Origin of the sequence: Fodinibius salipaludis, assembly GCF_002287075.1 — a bacterium.
Lineage (GTDB): Bacteria > Bacteroidota > Rhodothermia > Balneolales > Balneolaceae > Fodinibius > Fodinibius salipaludis.
This window is the reverse complement of sequence record NZ_NSKE01000006.1, coordinates 246,737-264,756: the sequence shown is the minus strand read 5'-3', so window position 1 is coordinate 264,756 and position 18,020 is coordinate 246,737. Positions and strand designations below refer to the sequence as shown.

The following is an 18,020-nucleotide window of genomic DNA, read 5'->3' as shown; positions in this document are numbered from 1 at the left end:
ATAAATAACTGTCTGTGATAACGATTTAATACCGATCAGAAAAGAAAGTGAAAGGTGAAGTTGTCTGATATCTTATAAATAAAGAAAGGAATAATGGGCAAACTATTGATTTATGGATGTGGGTATCCCTCCATGCCAAGCATGATAAAGTATTGGAATACAAACCGGGATCAACAATGGGAGGTTGTCGGCTATATCGATGATGTAAAGTTTGGGAAAGTCGATGAATATTTTGGCTATCCCGTTGTAGGTAATGAACAATCGATACCTAAGTTCATTAAGCAGGGGTATTACTTTTTTAATAATGTAGCGTCTTCAACAGATAACATGGAAGTAGTGGCTAATAAATTGTCAAAGTATAATGCTAAGCTTTGTACACTGGTATTCCCAGAGCCTCCTAATATTGATCATGAGACTGTTTCAGTGGGAGAAGGTTCTTGTATATCTCCGGGAGTATTCATAGGAACTAATGTGAATATTGGAAGAAATGTACTAATACGAGTCCAGTCTATTATCAGTCATGAAACTGAAATTGGAGACTTATGTTTTGTAGCGCCCGGTGTGGCTATTATGGGCGGAGTATCAATTGGAGAGAAAACATTTATAGGTGCCAGGGCGCTAATTAGAGATAATGTAACTGTTGGTAAAAATTGTGTTGTTGGGATGGGGGCAGTAGTTACTAAAAGTGTACCCGATAATACTACGGTAGCAGGTATTCCCGCCAAACCTATTCATACTAAGAAAGAGACTAATAAAAATATGGGAAATCTATCAAACTAAATTTTGATCACTAACAGTTAATTCTATGGCTAAAAAAATTGCAATATGTCAATCCAATTACATCCCCTGGAAGGGCTATTTTGACATGATTAATCAAGTGGATGAATTTGTGCTTTATGATGAAGTCCAATATACCAAGCGCGACTGGCGCAATAGAAACAGGATTAAAACCCCACAGGGAATAAAATGGCTTACCATCCCCGTTTCGGCACATCAATTTGATATTATTAGCGAAGTGGAAATTGCTGATCCCGACTGGAATACACAGCATTGGAAAACGATTCGTAATGTATATAATAAGGCGCCGTATTTTAATCATTACGGTGAAATTTTTGAGTCGCTGTATCAAGAGGCTAACCAACAGTTTTTAAGTGAAATTAATTATCATTTTTTATCGAGTATAAATGCGCTTCTGGGAATAAAAACTCCATTGAGTCAAAGTACTGAATATCCATCTCGGGGAGATAAATCAGAGCGGTTGCTTTCTATCTGCAGGCAGCTTGGTGCTGACGTTTATGTAAGTGGCCCGGCTGCTAAAGTTTATTTGGATGTAGATATTTTTGAGAATGCTGGTATCGCTGTAGAATGGATGAACTATGATGGCTACCCACCATATCCGCAGCAGGATGGTGATTTCGTGCATGCTGTTTCTATCATCGATTTAATATTTAACACCGGTCCACGGGCCACCGACTATATGATGATGAACAAGGAGGTTATGAGATGAGCAAGCCTCGTATCGTGCATATTGCCACAGATGAAAAATTCATTGATGGCGCTTATCACTTATTTGAAAACGCTTTCCCGGGGCTAAACAGATTTGTAATTGTTAAACCGGCTGCCGATCCCCCTATTCGTTTTTTAAATACAGAACTTGTCATAAATGCACAGTTCGAGGTTAAATCACCGGGTATCATAAAACGCTTGTTGAAAATAAGTAATGATCATGAGATTACGATACTGCACGGCCTCAACAAAATAAATACGATCATATTTTCTGAATCCTCACATAAAGAACGGTTTATGGCCATCGTACACGGAGCCGAAATTTATAACAGTGGAATTTTGAATAATACACTGTTTGGACCGAAAACAAAGGTACTGGCTGAGCAGACTGAGCAAACTACTTTTTACGGTTTTGTAAAAAAGCTATATCGTAAAATTAGATATAGCAATATTGGGGATGATTATGAAGTGGATTTTCGAGGTGTATTATATGAAATAAAGTATTTTGGTTCGTTGCCGGGCTACTCGTACGAACATCACATTAACGAAGATCTTTATAATTCTTCTATTCAGCGGATACCGTTTACCTATTATCCTATCGAAGTTATCATCAAAAATGAGGAGTTAAGAGCCGATGGCCAAAATATCTTGTTAGGCAATTCGTCATCGGCAACGAACAACCATCTTGAAGCTTTAGAGCTGTTGCAGAATTTAGATTTAGGCGATAGAAAAGTGGTAGCTCCACTTAGCTATGGTAGTCCCAAATATGCAAAAGAAATAATAAAGGAAGGTAAACAGTTATTGCCAGATCATTTCTCGCCGCTCACTAACTTTTTACCAATTGAAGAATACAATAAAGTCATCAGTGGATGTGGTATTGTGATTATGAATCACTACCGACCACAGGCGATGGGGAATATTATTGCTTCACTGTATTTGGGGGCCAAGGTGTTTTTAAATGATACTGATATCTATCGGTACTTTAAACAGTTAGGGTGTAATATCTATTTAATAGAAAAAGATCTCACCTCATCCGAAGAAACTCTTGTTTTGCTTACCCAGAAACAGGTGCGGGAAAACAGAAAGATATTAAAGAATACATTATCAATGGATGTTTTAGTGGAGGAATTACGGCACTCGTTTGACCAACTATTTGGAATAAGAAAAAGTAGTAGAGAGGTAATATCATGAGCAATAATACGAAAGGAATTATTCTTGCAGGAGGATCGGGAACGCGCTTATATCCGGTCACGAGAGGAATATCAAAACAGTTGATACCCATTTATGATAAACCGATGATCTATTATCCGTTGTCGGTACTTATGCTTGCGGGCATCAGAGATATTCTAATTATTACTACACCGGAAGATAAAGCCAGCTTTGAGCGGTTGTTGGGGGATGGTTACGAATGGGGTATTTCTATTAGCTATGAGGTACAACCCTGTCCGAAAGGATTGGCCCAGGCCTTTTTAATTGGTGAAGATTTTATTGGTGATGACAATGTATGCTTAATATTGGGAGATAATATTTTTTATGGACACGGTTTTCGTCCACTCCTGGAAGATGTAGTTGATAATATAGAGGGAGCCCGAATTTTTGGCTACCGAGTTAGTGATCCCGGACAGTTTGGGGTGGTAGAGGTAGATGAATGTGATAAAGTGATTAGCATTGAGGAAAAGCCCAATGAACCGAAAAGCAATATTGCCGTAACGGGTCTATATTTCTACGATAACCAGGTGGTTGACTTTGCAAAACGGGTAAAACCATCTGCGCGTGGTGAGCTTGAAATCACTTCAGTTAACCAGATGTATCTGGACCGGGGAGAATTATGTGCAGAAATATTAGGGAGAGGGTTTGCGTGGCTGGATACGGGGACTCATACAGCTATGCAGGAAGCCTCACAATTTGTTGAAATTATCGAAAAGCGACAGGGATTAAAAATATCATGTCCTGAAGAAATTGCGTGGCGGAGGAAATGGATTGATGATATGCATCTATTGGGATTAGCCAGTGATATGAGTAATAATGGCTATGGCGAATATCTGCATTCGTTGCTGGAGAATGAGAGTACTAAGAAAAATAGATCGAGTCTCATTGAATCGGTAAATCCGATAAAAGTAGCCTAAGGGGCATATAAATACAAATATTTGATGAAAGGGAATACCTATGATTCCATTCAATAAACCATATTTGACCGGAAAAGAGATGCACTATATGTACCAGGCGGTATATTCTGGCAAGATTTCAGGTAATGGGGTCTATACTCAAAAGTGCCAGAAGTACTTTCAAAATCGATATGGTATAAAAAAAGCTCTGCTAACCACCTCTTGTACGGATGCGTTAGAAATGTGTGCTCTACTTATTGATATTAAACCCGGTGATGAAGTCATTGTACCGTCATATACGTTTGTTTCTACTGCTTTGGCATTTGCGCGGCAGGGGGCAAAAATCGTGTTTGCTGATAGTAGAGAGGATCATCCCGGAATGGATGAAAAAACTCTTGAAGAACTAATTACTCCTCGAACAAAGGCGATAGTGCCTGTTCATTACGCTGGTATAGCCTGTGATATGGATAAGGTGATGGCGCTGGCTAAGCGGTACAATCTTATAGTGGTTGAAGATGCTGCCCAGGCTATTGAGGCAAATTATAAAGGCAGACCGCTGGGAAGTATCGGCCATCTGGCAGCGTTTTCATTTCATGAGACAAAAAATGTCATATCAGGAGAAGGAGGCCTGTTGGCTATTAATGATGATCGATTTATTGACCGATCAGAAATCATCTGGGAGAAGGGGACAAACAGGGCTGAATTCTTCAGGGGAGAGGTTAATAAATATGAGTGGATTGATACGGGATCGTCATTTTTACCTTCGGAAATTACAGCCGCCTTTTTATGGGCGCAGTTAGAAAATTTAGAAGATATTCAAGCTAAAAGAAAAGCGATTTGGAATACTTATCACAGCAAGCTGCAATCCTGGGCAAATCATAACGACATCAAACAGCCCCAAATACCGTCTTATGCTGGGAATAATGCTCATATGTACTACCTCTGTTTTGAAAGCCTGTTGCAAAGGCAACGAGTGATTGAGCAGTTAAAAGATCTCGATATCCAAGCGGTATCTCATTATCTGAGTCTTCATGACAGTAAATACTATAGGAGTAAGAACTATGAGATAGATCGGACGTTCCCAATGAGTGACCGTTATACAGATTGTTTGCTTCGTCTACCTTTGTACTATGAACTGAGTAAAGAAGATCAGCAACGAATTATAGAAGCTCTTAAAAGTATTAGGCTCCAACCGGTTTCTTCGAATGGAATGGATAAAAAAGTAACTGCTGATTCAAATGCTTGAGAGATTGTGAAATCAATAAAATATGTAGGAGTAATATTTACTCAATTACTGTATGTAACAATAATACTCCATCTCCAAAAACTGCTTTTTTCTTTCTTGTATAGCTTAAAAAGGGTCTAACATATTTATTGTCTGAGATGGCACGTTTTTTGAGATATACCACACTATTGTAAAAAATAATGTTAGTTAGAGAGTAGAATACTATGAAAATTTTAGTTACAGGTGCGGCAGGATTTATAGGGTTTCATTTGTCAAGGCGGTTAATATCAGAGGGGTACGATGTTGTTGGATTGGATAACATCAATGACTATTACTCAACAGATCTTAAGTTCGCCCGACTGGCACAACTGGGATTAATTAAAGAATCCATTACGGATGAAACGGTTGTAGAAAGTACTACAAATCAGAATTTCCGTTTTATCAAAACGGATCTTGAGAATGCAGATGCTATAAATGAATTATTTGCTGAGGAAGGATTTGATGTAGTAGTTAATTTGGCGGCACAAGCTGGAGTACGTCACAGCCTCAAAAATCCGCACCAATATATAGATAGTAATGTTACCGGGTTCTTAAATATTCTGGAGGCAGCACGGCATTCTTCATTACAGCATTTAATTTATGCTTCATCAAGTTCTGTTTATGGAGCAAATACTCAAATGCCGTTCTCTACAAAACACAATATTGATCATCCCATGAGTTTGTATGCTGCTACTAAAAAGTCGAATGAGCTGATGGCTCACACCTATTCGAATCTTTTTGATATACCGACTACAGGACTGCGCTTTTTCACGGTTTATGGTCCATGGGGACGCCCGGATATGGCGTTATTTTTATTTACGGAGGCGATTATAAAGGGAGAGCCTATAGATATTTTTAACTATGGAAAAATGGAGCGTGATTTCACTTATATCGATGATATTGTTGAAAGTATTCACCGACTAATTCCTGAACCGCCTACACCGAATGAAGACTGGTCTGGTGATAATCCGGATCCATCAACGAGTTTTGCACCGTATCGTATTTTTAATATTGGGAATAGTAACCCGGTTAAACTCATGGATTTTGTTGATGAAATTGAGCAACAGCTTGGGTTTAGAGCTGAAAAGAACTTGTTACCCATGCAACCGGGAGATGTTGCTAAGACGTGGGCTGACGTTGAAGATCTGTTCGAGTATATCAACTTCCATCCGCAAATTGGGTATAAGAAAGGGATTGAAAAGTTTATAAATTGGTACAAAGATTATTACTTGATCCCACAAAGTAAGGAGAGAGCATCAGTAGATGCTGTTAATACAGCTTCAATCAACGGCTAACAAAAAAGGGAGAAGAAATCAATGTTCTTCTCCCTTTTTCTTTTAAAATCAGGTAGTGAGAAATTTGTTAGGCGATGTAATGATGCCAGAAATATACAATTACGGCCAGACCCAAAAAGTTGAAAATACTTATAGGTAATAAGCGTTTCCAACCTAATTTCATCACCTGGTTATATTTAAACCGTGGAATGGTCCATCGCACCCAGATAAACAAGAAGGCAAAAAAGACGGTTTTAAGTACAAAGACTGAGACATCCAATATAGCTTTAGCTGTTACTCCCATTTCCGGCAACCATAGGCCTGCGAAGGGAAGGTGATAACCTCCAAAGAAGAAGGTGGTAATTAACATACTGCCGACAACAACGTGCATGTATTCAGCAAGGAAAAACATACCAAATTTCATACTACTGTATTCCGTATGATAGCCACCTACAAGCTCGTGTTCAGCTTCGGGCAAATCAAAGGGTGTTCTATTTGCTTCAGCAAATGCTGTAACAATAAAAATGACTGCTGCAATGGGATTGCGTATCACATTCCACCAAACTTCTTGTGAATTAACCACATCTATGAAGCTAAGTGATCCGGCAAATAAAATACAAGAAGCGACAGCCAGCCCCATCGGTAATTCGTAGCTTATCATTTGTGCTGCAGCACGTAATCCACCTAAGAGTGAGTATTTACTGTTTGAGGCCCATCCTCCCAAGGTAATCCCGTATACTCCAAGTGAGTTAATAGCGAGGATATAGAGCACTCCGGAATTAATATCAGTTGCATAGAGTCCATCACCGAAAGGAATCACCGCAACTGTCATCAGAGCAGTAAAAACCGGAATCATAGGAGCAATAGCATGGATGGTCTTAAAACCACGAGCCGGAGTAACGTCCTCTTTTAGGAGAAGTTTAACAACGTCGGCAATGGGCTGAAATAATCCATAAGGTCCAACACGATTAGGCCCCCAGCGATTTTGAATAAATGCGGCAACCCGTCTTTCGGCATACACAGCAAGGGCTGCTGAGTTTAGCAGCATAAAAAGGGCAATCCCTAATACGATATATGAAGTTGTTGTTACTGGTTCCATTTAAAAAGTATTATGCTTTAACTTCTTCTTGTTTGATCGGTAACTGAACGCCTTTCTCGTTATCCATACGCTCGTAGGATACATCATTGAGAATATCTAAAGAGTCGCTCAGCTCACTAAAAATTTCACGTGAGTGATTGTATTCGAAATCAAGTCCTAAGCGGTCGCCAAGCTTATTAAGGAAATCCCAAACCGGCAGACAGTCTACTTTATTTTCCTCGCTCACCCAGTTATCGAAGTTTGTACCAAAGCGATCCAAACGTCCTTCCGACATCTCTAAATTGAGTCGGCGGTTCGTGTATTTCGTTTCTTTGGCAGGGTAGGAGCGCTGGATACGTCCGTCTACGTTTACATAGCTTGCCGTATGTTCGGCAACACAGGTTATTGGTATTACAAGGTCAGAAGCCTTTGTGGTATCTGTGTTGTTGGTGGCAAATGAAATGGTATAAGAGTCATTCAGATCTGAGGAAGAAAGAACCTCTCGTCCGATTAAATCATCAGATAAAATAATGACCACTTTTGCTCCAGAGACTGTAGCCTTTATCGTATCGTTATCAGTTTCATCAAGATTGATAACGCGACAACCATTGGTATTTGGCGCCTGATCATCCGTTATCAAAAAGCCGTCGCCTGATCCCGGGATAATATGCGGTGTGAACTTGGCATTGGATGTGCCCAACAGGTTAAAGAATTTGTTGAAGACATAGTTTTCCTCAACAGAAGCATGGGGACTTCCAATAATTGTTATATCACTTGAATCGTGAGCTTCCAATATTTCAGCAAATGTTTCAATCGCATTATTCCATGATGTATTCGATTGATTATCACCATCAAGCTTTATTGAGGGGCGGTCAACACGATTTTCGTTGAATCGCTCATATGCGGTACGTCCGACATCTGGCATCCAATAATCATTAACTTCCTCATTTTGTCGAGGAGTGATTCGCAATACCTCATTATCACGAGTCCACAGATCAACATTACAACCTTTGCCGTTGGTAATATCAATACTTGGGGTTTGATTCATTTCCCAAACGCGGGCTTTGAATCGAAAATCTGTAGAGGTAAGAGCACCAACCGGACAGATATCAACGGTATTTAATGAATACGGATCATCAAAAGTTTCACCGGGTCCTGTAGTCGGGTAGTTGCTGTCCCCGCGATCAACAATGGTAAGTTGATGGGTTTCACTAATTTCTTCGGTAAAGCGCACGCAACGTGTACAATTAATGCAACGCTCGGCATCTAATGTAACCCGAGGACCTAAGTCAACATGTTTAGGTTTATGAACTTTTTTTACCTCAAATCGACTTCCTTCCGGACCATATTTGTAGGTCTGAATCTGTAGCGGACATTCACCGGCCTGATCACAAATTGGGCAATCCAGCGGGTGATTGATAAGAATAAATTCCAAGTTGTCTTTTTGTGCTCGTGCTACTTCCTCAGATGATTCTTGCGTAAGAACCACCATTCCATCTTGAAGACGCGTAGAGCAGGACGTTTGGAATTTTGGGAACCATCGAATTTTCCGCTCTCCATCTTCATCAAGTTCAAACTCACCCGTTTCTCGATCTTTGACTGGGGTCCCAACCTTGACCATGCACTGGCGGCAATTCGCCGGAATAGACATAGAAGGATGGTAACAGAAGAAAGGAACTTCAAGACCTTGATCCATGATAAACTGGAGCAACATCTCATCCTTTTCTTCATCATATTCGTAACGTTTACCGTCTATAAATACTTCTGGCATAATGTTGAATAAATTTCAATTCACAAAGCAATTGTGACAGCGAATTACTTACTTACCACAATTTTTCTGTGATTTGTTATTTAGATCACGCAACTGCGTGAACAGATTTCTTGCAACGTTCTTCAAATTCGTCTCTAAAACGGTTGATGGTGTGTCGTACCGGCCATACTGCGGCATCAGCGAGAGCACAGATCGTGCGGCCCTCCATTTGGTTCCCGATATCCAGCAGGAGATCAAGATCCTTCATTTCTCCTTCACCGTCTTTTATTTTCTTCAATACTTTTTCGAGCCATCCGGTACCGTCTCGGCATGGAGTACACTGGCCGCAGGATTCATGACTGTAAAAGTGAGCAATTCTCCAGAGTACTTCTACCATATCTGTATCTTCATCCATCACTACCATTCCAGCCGTACCCATCATTGATCCTACGTCTTTAAGAGAATCAGAGTTCATGGTAACGCCATCGAGCTGATCAGCTCTTAATGGAGGAGTAGAAGATCCTCCGGGAATAATGGCCTTAAGATCTTTGCCTCCTCGAATTCCACCAGCCACATCATTAATTAAATCCATAACGGGCACGCCAGTGGGATATTCATATACTCCCGGACGATTCACGTGTCCTGAAATTCCATAGAGTACCGGTCCGGGATGTTCTTCGGCGCCAATATCACCATACCAGTCGGCCCCGTTATTGATGACTAACGGAACATTAGCTAAAGTTTCAATATTATTGATCGTTGTCGGACGTCCCCATAGGCCATTTTGAGCAGGGAAGGGGGGCTTGGTCCGTGGATATCCACGTTTGCCTTCAAGAGATTCGAGCATGGCCGTTTCTTCACCACAGATATAAGCTCCGGCACCATAAGTCAATTCCATGTCAATAGATACATCAGTGCCCAAAATATCATCACCTAAATACCCTTTTTCATAGGCATCATCAACTGCATCTTGAAGCATTTCGACCCAAGAGAGATACTCCCCGCGGATGTATACATAGATGGTATCAACCGTCATGGCATAAGAAGCAATCAAAGCCCCTTCAATAAAGAGGTGCGGATTATATTCAAAAATCTTGCGATCCTTAAAGGTCCCAGGCTCAGATTCATCGCCATTACAAGCCAGATAGCGAGGACCTCCGTCGGGATCGGGCATAAAGCTCCACTTCAATCCGGCATTAAAGCCGGCCCCGCCACGACCGCGAATATTAGCTTGTTTTACTTCTTCAACAACACTTTTTCGCGACCATGTTTCCTGGTCATTTAGTATTTCCTTTAACGCGTCATAGCCACCATTTTCCTCATAAACGTCAATCTTTTCGAGATTGGGAATATCAGGAATGAGTAGTGGTTCGAATGATTTCCAGTCTTGAGCCATTATTCTGAGGCAGCTTGATTTCGTTTTTCCAGTTCCGGCATTGCCATGGATTCAAACTCTGGCATATTACCGTTTCTAAGATTTTTGATCAGTTTATCAACCTTTTCCTTGGTTAGATTATTGACGTAAACACCATTTGTTACCTGAAGCATAGGAGCGTATCCACAGGCCCCAAGGCATTCGACTTCATTAATGGTGAACATCCCGTCATCGGTTGTTTCTCCGGCTTCTATATCCAGTTCATCTTCTAAATGATGTAAGATATCGTAGCCCCCGCAAAGCTGACAGCTGAGGCAGGTACAAACATCAAGAACAAATTTACCTTTTTCCTCTTTGTAATACTGTGTATAAAAGCGAGCAACGCCATGCACATGAGCTTTGGGTAAATCAAGTGTTTCGGCTACTAATCTCTGTACTTCATCTTTTACATGGCCATACTTATTCTGTGCCAGCCATAATACACGTAATGTAGCCGCTTTTGCCGTCGGAAATTTATCCTTAAGGCGTTCTATTTCTTCAAGTTCTTCTTCTGTAAATGACAAGTCAGCCATTAATCAATAAATGCTTAGTAAGGAGTAAAGAGTAGCACGCTGCTACTCGAATACTCGTTTGTTAATCTTTTTATTTGTCGGAATCTCCCATAACGGGGTCGACGCCTCCAATCATAATTACTGTATCTGCTACCATCTCACCATCAAGCATGTCTTCGAGTGCCTGGAGGTTGGCATAAGAAGGTGATTTGATACCAAGTCGCCAAGGGTGACCGGTGCCATTACTTTGGATAAAATATCCCAGTTCGCCTTTGGGTGCTTCAATCGAATGGAAGGATTCACTTCCTTCGGGCGGACAAATTCCGGTATCGGTCATCATAAAATCATGAATCATACCCTCCATCGAGTAATAAACTTCATCTTTGGATGGGTATGCCTGTTTGGCATTGTCCGTACGCACAGGGCCTTTTGGAAGTTTGTCGAGGCACTGGCGAATAATACGAATGCTTTCGTGCATCTCTTCCATCCGCACATAATAACGTGCTAAATTATCACCTTCGAGACGAGTAGGTATTTCAAACTCCACTTCGTCGTAACGAGCATAAGGTTCAAAATCACGAATATCATATGCATATCCGGATCCCCGCAGGGTAGGGCCGGTGGCTCCAATTTCGAGCGCTCGTTCGGTAGGCAGTACGCCGACTCCACGATTACGATCGAAGAAAATTCGGTTACGGTCTAACAGACCGTGAAAGTCTTTAAGTTCTTGCGGAAACTCATTGACAAAATCCTTAATCATTGCTAAGGCATCATCAGTAAGGTCATTTGCAACCCCGCCAATACGAGCGTGAGAAATAGTAAAACGGTGTCCGCCAATGTGATCAAAAATATCATAAATTTTTTCACGCTCACGGAAGGTCCACAGAAAGAACGAAACAGCTCCTGTATCCTGTACCATAGTTCCCAACCACAATAGATGTGATGAGATTCGTGATAACTCACTTCCAATCATGCGGATGTAGTGAGCTCTTTCAGGAACTTCGACATTAGCAATTTTTTCAACTGCGGTACAAAACGCCACATTATTACTGTAGGGCGATAGGTAGTCCGTACGATCGGTATAGGGCATGAACTCCTGGTACGTCTTGTTCTCAGCAATCTTTTCAATGCCCCGGTGCAGATAGCCAATATCTAACTTGGCTTTTTCAATGAGCTCGCCGTTGAGTTGAAGAATAAGTCGCAATACACCGTGAGTGGCCGGGTGTTGTGGTCCCATATTCAATACCATTTTGGTATTGAGGGGATCCTCGTCCAAGATCTCCACGGTCGTATGCTTGTCCTCTAAAGCATCATATAGCGATTCCTGATGCTTCTTGAGAAACTTAGGATCTACATCGTTTTTTATATGCTTAGTATCCATAAAAACTTGTTATTCGGTGTCGGGAGTTGAACTCGGTAATTCAATTGAGCCTGGAATACCCAACAATGGAAATTCCTTGCGAAGCGGATAATAATCGAAATCTTCGGGCATGTAAATACGCCGCATATCGGGGTGATTGTTAAAACGAACCCCGAACATATCGTATACTTGACGTTCATGCCAGCTGGCAGATTGCCATACATCAGTTATGGAATCAACCGTAGGTTCTTCTTCCTCAAGCCAAACCTTAAGAAATAACCGCTCTCGATCGCGAAGCGATACAATGTTATAAATAACTTCAAAACGTTCTTCCGAAGTAAAACGATCAGCACCTAAAATGTCTGCCAAGTAAATAAAATGGTGCTCGTTCTTTATATATTTGCAAACTTCAACAATGGAATCCGGTTGAAGGCGGATAAAAGTATCACCGGTCGATTGGTAAACATCAATCAAATGCTCCGAATAATTTTCGGAGAGGTCATCAACGACCGATTGAAGGGTTTCTGACAATTCCATATTAATTAGGTATCGAGCTTAGTAGAATGTTCCGTTCGAATTTTATCCTGAATCTTCATTAAAGCATGAAGAAGGGCATCGGGACGCGGTGGGCAACCGGATACGTAGGCATCAACCGGCAAGAAGTTGTCACAACCTTGCACTACGCCATAGCAGCGGTGCATTCCACCGGTAGAAGCGCAGGCGCCCATGGCAATGCACCATTTGGGGTCTGGCATTTGATCCCAAATTCTACGGACAGCATGAGCCATTTTATAGTTGACCCAACCTGCAACAATCATTAGGTCACTCTGTCGCGGAGAGAAACGCATTACCTCGGACCCAAAGCGAGCAGCATCATATTTTGGAGCTGCAAATGCCATCATTTCAATAGCACAGCAGGCCAGCCCCATTGGCATTGGCCAAGCCGCATTAGATCGAGCCCAATTTGTCAGTGAATCAACTTTAGTGGTTAAAAAACCGTCACCAAGTGAATTTTCAATACCCATAGAGTTATAGGCTTCAATTATTTAATTAAACATTCCTTTTTTTAAATCCCAGTCGAGAGCTCCTTTCTTTATCAGATAAATCAATCCGACATAAAGCTCTAAAATAAAGATAATCATTGATACAAGTGTTCCGGGTCCAAAGTCAAGATAACTGACCGCCCATGGATAAACAAAGACGACCTCAACATCAAAAACAATAAAAGCAATAGCTACCAGATAAAAACTTATCGAATATCGATTGGCCGCATCACCAACGGGGTCCATCCCGCTTTCATAGGGATCAAGCTTAGTTTTGTTCGGACGATATGGACCCAGCACACGAGATAATGTCATCAAAAGAATAGCCAGAACAACAGCAACACCGGCCAAAATTGCAATCGGTAAATAGTTCTCAAACATCGCGTTATTATATTGTTTTAAGTCAGTCGGAAATTAGTAGCAATGGCTCGTAATGTCAATGAAATTAAGGCAAAGAATATAGGACATCTAACTTTGAAAAGATATAAATTTTCAGAGCCATTCTTATTTAAAATGAGTATATATAGTTGGTTATTTTAAGTCTTTGTTAAGTCATCTCAACACGTAGAATGTATGAGCGCGCCTGTCGGTTTTTCCTTATGGATGCCATTGTACTTTTCAACGGCTTTTTCAGTCTCTAATATATAAAAGTTTACTCCTTTTTCTTTGAGAAAATCGGTTGTTTCTTCGCATACTCCCAGTCGCTTATAAAATCCTTTTGAAAGAACGACAGTCTGGGCTCCTTTTGTTATCAGTTCTTCAACATCAGCGGGTTGAATACCGGGGGTATGGTGGGTTCCGGTTTCATTCCAGTCCCATTCGCGTGACCCGCCCGGGAATAGTTTTGCATCTTTATAGACATTCCCGTCACTCGTTTTAATATTACCCCATTTAATGGAATTAATTTTCGGAGATTCTTTTTTAGTAGCCATAACAAAGTTGGATCAGTTAATCTTCATTTAATTAAACATTTAGATCGAAAAATACGTTTATTAAACTTGGTGCTAAAGTTTACGGGTACCGTAAAAATCAGTAAATTTACTTGCAATATTTTCACTATCTAATAATTAAAAGAAAACGATTTACCATTGGATAAAGTCAAGATGGACATATTAGGGCTGTCGACAAGCCCAAGCAGCGGTGGAGCTTATGCGTTAATATTAAACGAAGTAGAGGGAAACCGACGCTTGCCAATAATTATTGGGACGTTCGAGGCACAGGCTATTGCCCTGGAATTGGAACATATAAAGCCGCCGCGGCCTATGACACATGATTTATTAAAAAGTATGATCCAGAACTTTGGATCGAATGTGGAACAGGTTTTTATAAATGATTTAAGTGAAGGTACTTTCTTTGCAAAAATTATTTATAAAGATAATGGTCAGAAAATGGAGCAGGATGCGCGTCCCAGTGATGCTATTGCTTTGGCGGTTCGTTTTGATGCATCTATATATGTGGCCAGTGAAATATTGGAAGAAGCCGGTATTGTCTCGGAGGGAGAGTCGAGTGGCGATTTAACGACCAGTTCTCAATCTCAGGATCAGACTAAAGAAATGAGCAAGTTAGAACGTCTTGAGAATGAACTGCAAACCGCTATTGATACTGAAAATTATGAAAAGGCCGCCAGGCTTCGGGACGAAATCCAAAAACTTAAGGGATAGGAGCATTGCAGGTTACTAATTACTCTTTTGTGCATCTTCCATTTTCGGAGCTTTTTAAAACCTATGTCCATAATTTTGATGAGGTAAGTGATTTTTTTGAGACTGATCCGTTTGACCCCAATGCCGTTTCAAAAAAAATTGATGAATTTGCATTTAAAGGGAACCGCAAGCAGACAGCATCAATTTTATCTGCTTTAAATAAACAGTTTGATGTTCATGAGGCGGCACTCCGCAATATTAAACGTCTTGAAAAAGAAAATGCTTTGGCCATAGTTACCGGTCAGCAGTTGGGAGTATACGGCGGACCATTATATACGGTGTTGAAAACGATAAGTACTATCCATATCACTCAAAAACTTGAAAAGGAGTTTGACCGACCGATTGTGCCTGTGTTCTGGTTGGCGGATGAAGATCATGATTATGATGAGGTTCGTAAGCTCACTATTATCGAAGAGGACGAACCTAAAACCTTTTCTCTTTCACCCAAAAACAACCATCTTCCTACCGTTGCTAATTTACCATTACCTGATGAAATATCGGACATGCGAGATCAGCTAAAAGAGTCATTATATAATACCGATTTTTCAGATGATCTTTGGACGTTGCTGGATGAATCCTTTCAAAAAGACCGTTCTTTTTTTGAAGCATTCGGATTATTTATCAGTCGTCTGTTTTCAAAGCATGGGTTGGTATTGGCCGGCAGTAATCATCCCGATGTAAAAGAAGCCACAGGTGGATATCTAAAAGCCTCCATAGAGAAGTCCGATACAATTCGAGATCAGCTTGAAGAAAAAAGTGCGGATCTTGCCGAAGAGTATCACCAGCAAGTTACCTTGTACGACTCCAACCTTTTTTATTTAGATGACGAAACAGGACGGGCCAAGATAACCCGCAATGGTAATGGCTGGAAAACCGATGGAAATATTGAGTGGAGTACGGCTCAGCTTATCGATGAAATTGATGCCCATCCGGATCGTTTTTCCCCCAATGTTTTTTTAAGACCTATCTTGCAGGATGCTCTGTTGCCAACGGTTGGGTATGTGGCAGGGCCCGGAGAAACCGCCTATTACGGCCAAATGAAAAGCATGTACCAATGTTTTGATATGGATATGCCGATTATCTTTCCGCGATTGAGTGCGACACTGGTTGAACCGGCTATCGATCGTATTATCGGAGAACTTCCGTTTGAATTTCATGAATATGGCAACCGTATTGAGGATCTTGAATCCGATTATGTAGATAGAACTGATAAGCACGATATTGAAGCTATTTTTGAAGACTGGCAAGCACAGGTTGAGGAGATATCGGATAATAAAAAGAAAGATATCGCAGATATTGATCCCACATTGGAGGCAGCAGCCGAAAAAGCAACGTCTGTGTATATAAATGAGCTTAATAAGCTAAAAGGGAAGGTTTATCGCTCGGTTAAGAAGCAAGATCAAACACAGCTGAATCGAATCCGAAGAATTAAGGCCAATCTGTTTCCGGGGGATGGATTGCAAGAGCGAACAATTGCCGGAATTTTCTTTATGAATAAATACGGTATTGATATCTGGGATAAACTTTTGAATACCCTTGATCCGGATGAGGATTTTGATCATCACAAATTAGTGTATCTATAATTTTGGCTAAGAATAAAAAGAAAGAAGAATTACGACAGCATCTATTACAACAAAGGGAATCTATTCCTGAGCCTGAATTTTATGGTGCTTCTGCTGATATCATCGAGGAATTAAAAGAGCGGAAAGAGTACCAAGATGCTGAAACTATTCATTGTTATGTGTCGATGAATAAGCGCCGAGAAGTCGAAACCCGGGTCCTCATTAAAGAGATGATTGCACGAGGCCGGGATGTGGTAGTACCGGTAACAAATTTTGAAAGTGGTACTCTTACGCATATTCGGTTAGACTCATATTCTGATCTCAAAGAAAACAAATGGGGTGTTATGGAGCCAACCCAGGGGGAGGAGGTTACTCCGGAAGCTATTGATCTTGTGATCGTTCCCATGGTAGGAGGAGATGAGCAGTGTAATCGCATTGGATATGGAGAAGGTTTTTATGACCGCTTTCTAAAAGATGTTGATTGCCTCAAAATAGGACTCTTGTTTGATATCAATATCGTGGAACAGCTTCCGACTGAGAATTTTGATATTCCGTTGGATAAAATTATTACAGAAAAACGTATATTGACTCCGAATTAAATAGCTTGCTAATAGATGTAACACATACCCATATTCTTACGTAATGCTTGCTGTTAACAACATAATAATGGGCATTAACTTATGGCAGATCATATGAAACAGCGGACGAAGCAACAGTATTCTGATTCTTTGATGGACTTTGAGTCTCATGAACTTCAGGCCACAATGCATGAATTTCTCGAAGATGAGAAGAAGTCAAATACAAATATCTGGAATTTTTCAACAATTGTAGGTATTGCCATGTTCTTTGTAGGGATGATCTTTATTATCCAAACAATAGGGCTGTCTATTGGTCCTGACTTATCCGGACTTATTGAAATATTGCCTCTTATAGGAGGGGTTATTGTCACAATGGTGGGATTCGGTTATTTTGTTGGAGATAAAAAGAAGTCAAAAAAGAAGCAGCAGTCTTCTGAAAACTATGATTTTGATTATGACTTTGGGGCATCAGATGATCAGGATTCAGAAGAAGATTTTACTTTAAATAATGATTTGGGATCGGAGAGCAGGCGTAAAGGGAAAAAGAAAGGCACCTCTTCAGGAAGCAAGTCTCAATTTGATAGTTATGCTTTCAAACAAACTAAAAAGCTGTACAAATCCCGAACGAACAAAAAGATAGCAGGTGTTTGCGGTGGATTGGGTAAATACTTTGGTATTAGTGCCGGAGTAATACGAGCGTTGTTTATCATCACGTTGTTTGCAGGGGGAGGAACCTCGCTGCTTATCTATATTGCACTTGCTATAGCGTTGGACAAAGAGCCTCCTGAAATGATGGATGACTTTGAGTTTTAGTATTTCTTCGGAGTATATATCCTGATATTATCAAAACAAATTCGTTGAAACTTAGATGATT

General features: G+C 40.6%; 19 protein-coding genes. 10 read left to right on the top strand and 9 right to left on the bottom strand.

Features of this window, described 5'->3' with window-relative positions:
• Positions 1-93 precede the first annotated feature (93 nt).
• The 6 genes from CK503_RS10095 to CK503_RS10070 all read left to right on the top strand — a co-directional run bounded on the left by CK503_RS10095 (position 94) and on the right by CK503_RS10070 (position 6,170).
• Positions 94-780 (top strand): NeuD/PglB/VioB family sugar acetyltransferase, encoded by a 687-nt coding sequence (locus CK503_RS10095; RefSeq protein WP_095606683.1) that lies wholly within the window; start codon positions 94-96, stop codon positions 778-780.
• Positions 781-805: 25 nt separating this feature from the next.
• On the top strand, positions 806-1,507 hold the full coding sequence (locus CK503_RS10090; RefSeq protein WP_095606682.1) for a WbqC family protein: 702 nt from the start codon (positions 806-808) through the stop codon (positions 1,505-1,507).
• The gene (locus CK503_RS10085) at positions 1,504-2,697 is read left to right on the top strand and encodes a TDP-N-acetylfucosamine:lipid II N-acetylfucosaminyltransferase family protein (RefSeq protein WP_095606681.1); all 1,194 of its coding nucleotides are present in this window, start codon (positions 1,504-1,506) and stop codon (positions 2,695-2,697) included. The genes CK503_RS10090 and CK503_RS10085 overlap by 4 nt, the downstream gene beginning before the upstream one ends.
• Positions 2,694-3,632 carry a glucose-1-phosphate thymidylyltransferase RfbA gene (rfbA, locus tag CK503_RS10080; RefSeq protein ID WP_095606680.1) on the top strand — a complete coding sequence of 313 codons (939 nt, stop codon included), beginning with the start codon at positions 2,694-2,696 and terminating at the stop codon, positions 3,630-3,632. The genes CK503_RS10085 and rfbA overlap by 4 nt, the downstream gene beginning before the upstream one ends.
• Before the next feature lie 40 nt (positions 3,633-3,672).
• Positions 3,673-4,857, top strand: a complete 1,185-nt coding sequence (gene rffA, locus CK503_RS10075; RefSeq protein WP_095606679.1) for a dTDP-4-amino-4,6-dideoxygalactose transaminase — start codon at positions 3,673-3,675, stop codon at positions 4,855-4,857.
• Between the two features lie 203 nt (positions 4,858-5,060).
• Positions 5,061-6,170, top strand: a complete 1,110-nt coding sequence (locus tag CK503_RS10070) for an NAD-dependent epimerase (protein WP_095606678.1) — start codon at positions 5,061-5,063, stop codon at positions 6,168-6,170.
• A 67-nt stretch (positions 6,171-6,237) separates the two neighbouring features.
• On the opposite strand, the gene nuoH is transcribed toward CK503_RS10070, so the two are convergent.
• The 9 genes from nuoH to CK503_RS10025 form a co-directional block, all read right to left on the bottom strand.
• Positions 6,238-7,248 carry an NADH-quinone oxidoreductase subunit NuoH gene (gene nuoH / locus CK503_RS10065; RefSeq protein WP_095606677.1) on the bottom strand — a complete coding sequence of 337 codons (1,011 nt, stop codon included), beginning with the start codon at positions 7,246-7,248 and terminating at the stop codon, positions 6,238-6,240.
• Between the two features lie 10 nt (positions 7,249-7,258).
• Positions 7,259-8,998: an NADH-quinone oxidoreductase subunit G gene (locus tag CK503_RS10060; RefSeq protein ID WP_095606676.1), complete on the bottom strand. Its 1,740-nt coding sequence runs from the start codon at positions 8,996-8,998 to the stop codon at positions 7,259-7,261.
• Between the two features lie 85 nt (positions 8,999-9,083).
• Positions 9,084-10,373 (bottom strand): NADH-quinone oxidoreductase subunit NuoF, encoded by a 1,290-nt coding sequence (gene nuoF / locus CK503_RS10055; protein ID WP_095606675.1) that lies wholly within the window; start codon positions 10,371-10,373, stop codon positions 9,084-9,086.
• Positions 10,373-10,924 carry an NADH-quinone oxidoreductase subunit NuoE family protein gene (locus CK503_RS10050; RefSeq protein ID WP_095606674.1) on the bottom strand — a complete coding sequence of 184 codons (552 nt, stop codon included), beginning with the start codon at positions 10,922-10,924 and terminating at the stop codon, positions 10,373-10,375. Before CK503_RS10050 ends, nuoF begins: the two co-directional genes overlap by 1 nt.
• Positions 10,925-10,994: 70 nt before the next feature.
• A complete protein-coding gene (nuoD, locus tag CK503_RS10045) occupies positions 10,995-12,284 on the bottom strand; it encodes an NADH dehydrogenase (quinone) subunit D (protein ID WP_095606673.1) in 1,290 nt (429 codons plus the stop codon).
• 9 nt (positions 12,285-12,293) lie between these two features.
• On the bottom strand, positions 12,294-12,800 hold the full coding sequence (locus CK503_RS10040) for an NADH-quinone oxidoreductase subunit C (protein ID WP_255233383.1): 507 nt from the start codon (positions 12,798-12,800) through the stop codon (positions 12,294-12,296).
• Between the two features lie 5 nt (positions 12,801-12,805).
• Entirely contained in the window at positions 12,806-13,288 is a 483-nt protein-coding gene (locus tag CK503_RS10035; RefSeq protein ID WP_095606671.1) for an NADH-quinone oxidoreductase subunit B, read from the bottom strand.
• A gap of 21 nt (positions 13,289-13,309) precedes the next feature.
• A complete protein-coding gene (locus CK503_RS10030) occupies positions 13,310-13,687 on the bottom strand; it encodes an NADH-quinone oxidoreductase subunit A (protein ID WP_095606670.1) in 378 nt (125 codons plus the stop codon).
• Between the two features lie 176 nt (positions 13,688-13,863).
• Positions 13,864-14,238: an Mth938-like domain-containing protein gene (locus tag CK503_RS10025; RefSeq protein ID WP_095606669.1), complete on the bottom strand. Its 375-nt coding sequence runs from the start codon at positions 14,236-14,238 to the stop codon at positions 13,864-13,866.
• A 156-nt stretch (positions 14,239-14,394) separates the two neighbouring features.
• Between CK503_RS10025 and CK503_RS10020 the strand changes: the two genes are divergently transcribed.
• From CK503_RS10020 to CK503_RS16340, 4 genes are all read left to right on the top strand, one after another.
• Positions 14,395-14,967 carry a bifunctional nuclease family protein gene (locus CK503_RS10020; protein ID WP_095606668.1) on the top strand — a complete coding sequence of 191 codons (573 nt, stop codon included), beginning with the start codon at positions 14,395-14,397 and terminating at the stop codon, positions 14,965-14,967.
• Between the two features lie 29 nt (positions 14,968-14,996).
• Entirely contained in the window at positions 14,997-16,589 is a 1,593-nt protein-coding gene (gene bshC / locus CK503_RS10015) for a bacillithiol biosynthesis cysteine-adding enzyme BshC (RefSeq protein ID WP_176466281.1), read from the top strand.
• Between the two features lie 2 nt (positions 16,590-16,591).
• On the top strand, positions 16,592-17,167 hold the full coding sequence (locus tag CK503_RS10010) for a 5-formyltetrahydrofolate cyclo-ligase (RefSeq protein ID WP_176466280.1): 576 nt from the start codon (positions 16,592-16,594) through the stop codon (positions 17,165-17,167).
• Between the two features lie 81 nt (positions 17,168-17,248).
• Entirely contained in the window at positions 17,249-17,959 is a 711-nt protein-coding gene (locus CK503_RS16340; protein ID WP_255233381.1) for a PspC domain-containing protein, read from the top strand.
• Positions 17,960-18,020: the final 61 nt, after the last annotated feature.

Excerpts from the sequence above, each read along its gene's own strand:
- CK503_RS10095 (WP_095606683.1), top strand. The coding sequence starts at position 94 with ATGGGCAAACTATTGATTTATGGATGTGGGTATCCCTCCATGCCAAGC.
- CK503_RS10090 (WP_095606682.1), top strand. The coding sequence starts at position 806 with ATGGCTAAAAAAATTGCAATATGTCAATCCAATTACATCCCCTGGAAG.
- CK503_RS10085 (WP_095606681.1), top strand. The coding sequence starts at position 1,504 with ATGAGCAAGCCTCGTATCGTGCATATTGCCACAGATGAAAAATTCATT.
- rfbA (WP_095606680.1), top strand. The coding sequence starts at position 2,694 with ATGAGCAATAATACGAAAGGAATTATTCTTGCAGGAGGATCGGGAACG.
- rffA (WP_095606679.1), top strand. The coding sequence starts at position 3,673 with ATGATTCCATTCAATAAACCATATTTGACCGGAAAAGAGATGCACTAT.
- CK503_RS10070 (WP_095606678.1), top strand. The coding sequence starts at position 5,061 with ATGAAAATTTTAGTTACAGGTGCGGCAGGATTTATAGGGTTTCATTTG.
- nuoH (WP_095606677.1), bottom strand. The coding sequence starts at position 7,248 with ATGGAACCAGTAACAACAACTTCATATATCGTATTAGGGATTGCCCTT.
- CK503_RS10060 (WP_095606676.1), bottom strand. The coding sequence starts at position 8,998 with ATGCCAGAAGTATTTATAGACGGTAAACGTTACGAATATGATGAAGAA.
- nuoF (WP_095606675.1), bottom strand. The coding sequence starts at position 10,373 with ATGGCTCAAGACTGGAAATCATTCGAACCACTACTCATTCCTGATATT.
- CK503_RS10050 (WP_095606674.1), bottom strand. The coding sequence starts at position 10,924 with ATGGCTGACTTGTCATTTACAGAAGAAGAACTTGAAGAAATAGAACGC.
- nuoD (WP_095606673.1), bottom strand. The coding sequence starts at position 12,284 with ATGGATACTAAGCATATAAAAAACGATGTAGATCCTAAGTTTCTCAAG.
- CK503_RS10040 (WP_255233383.1), bottom strand. The coding sequence starts at position 12,800 with ATGGAATTGTCAGAAACCCTTCAATCGGTCGTTGATGACCTCTCCGAA.
- CK503_RS10035 (WP_095606671.1), bottom strand. The coding sequence starts at position 13,288 with ATGGGTATTGAAAATTCACTTGGTGACGGTTTTTTAACCACTAAAGTT.
- CK503_RS10030 (WP_095606670.1), bottom strand. The coding sequence starts at position 13,687 with ATGTTTGAGAACTATTTACCGATTGCAATTTTGGCCGGTGTTGCTGTT.
- CK503_RS10025 (WP_095606669.1), bottom strand. The coding sequence starts at position 14,238 with ATGGCTACTAAAAAAGAATCTCCGAAAATTAATTCCATTAAATGGGGT.
- CK503_RS16340 (WP_255233381.1), top strand. The coding sequence starts at position 17,249 with ATGGCAGATCATATGAAACAGCGGACGAAGCAACAGTATTCTGATTCT.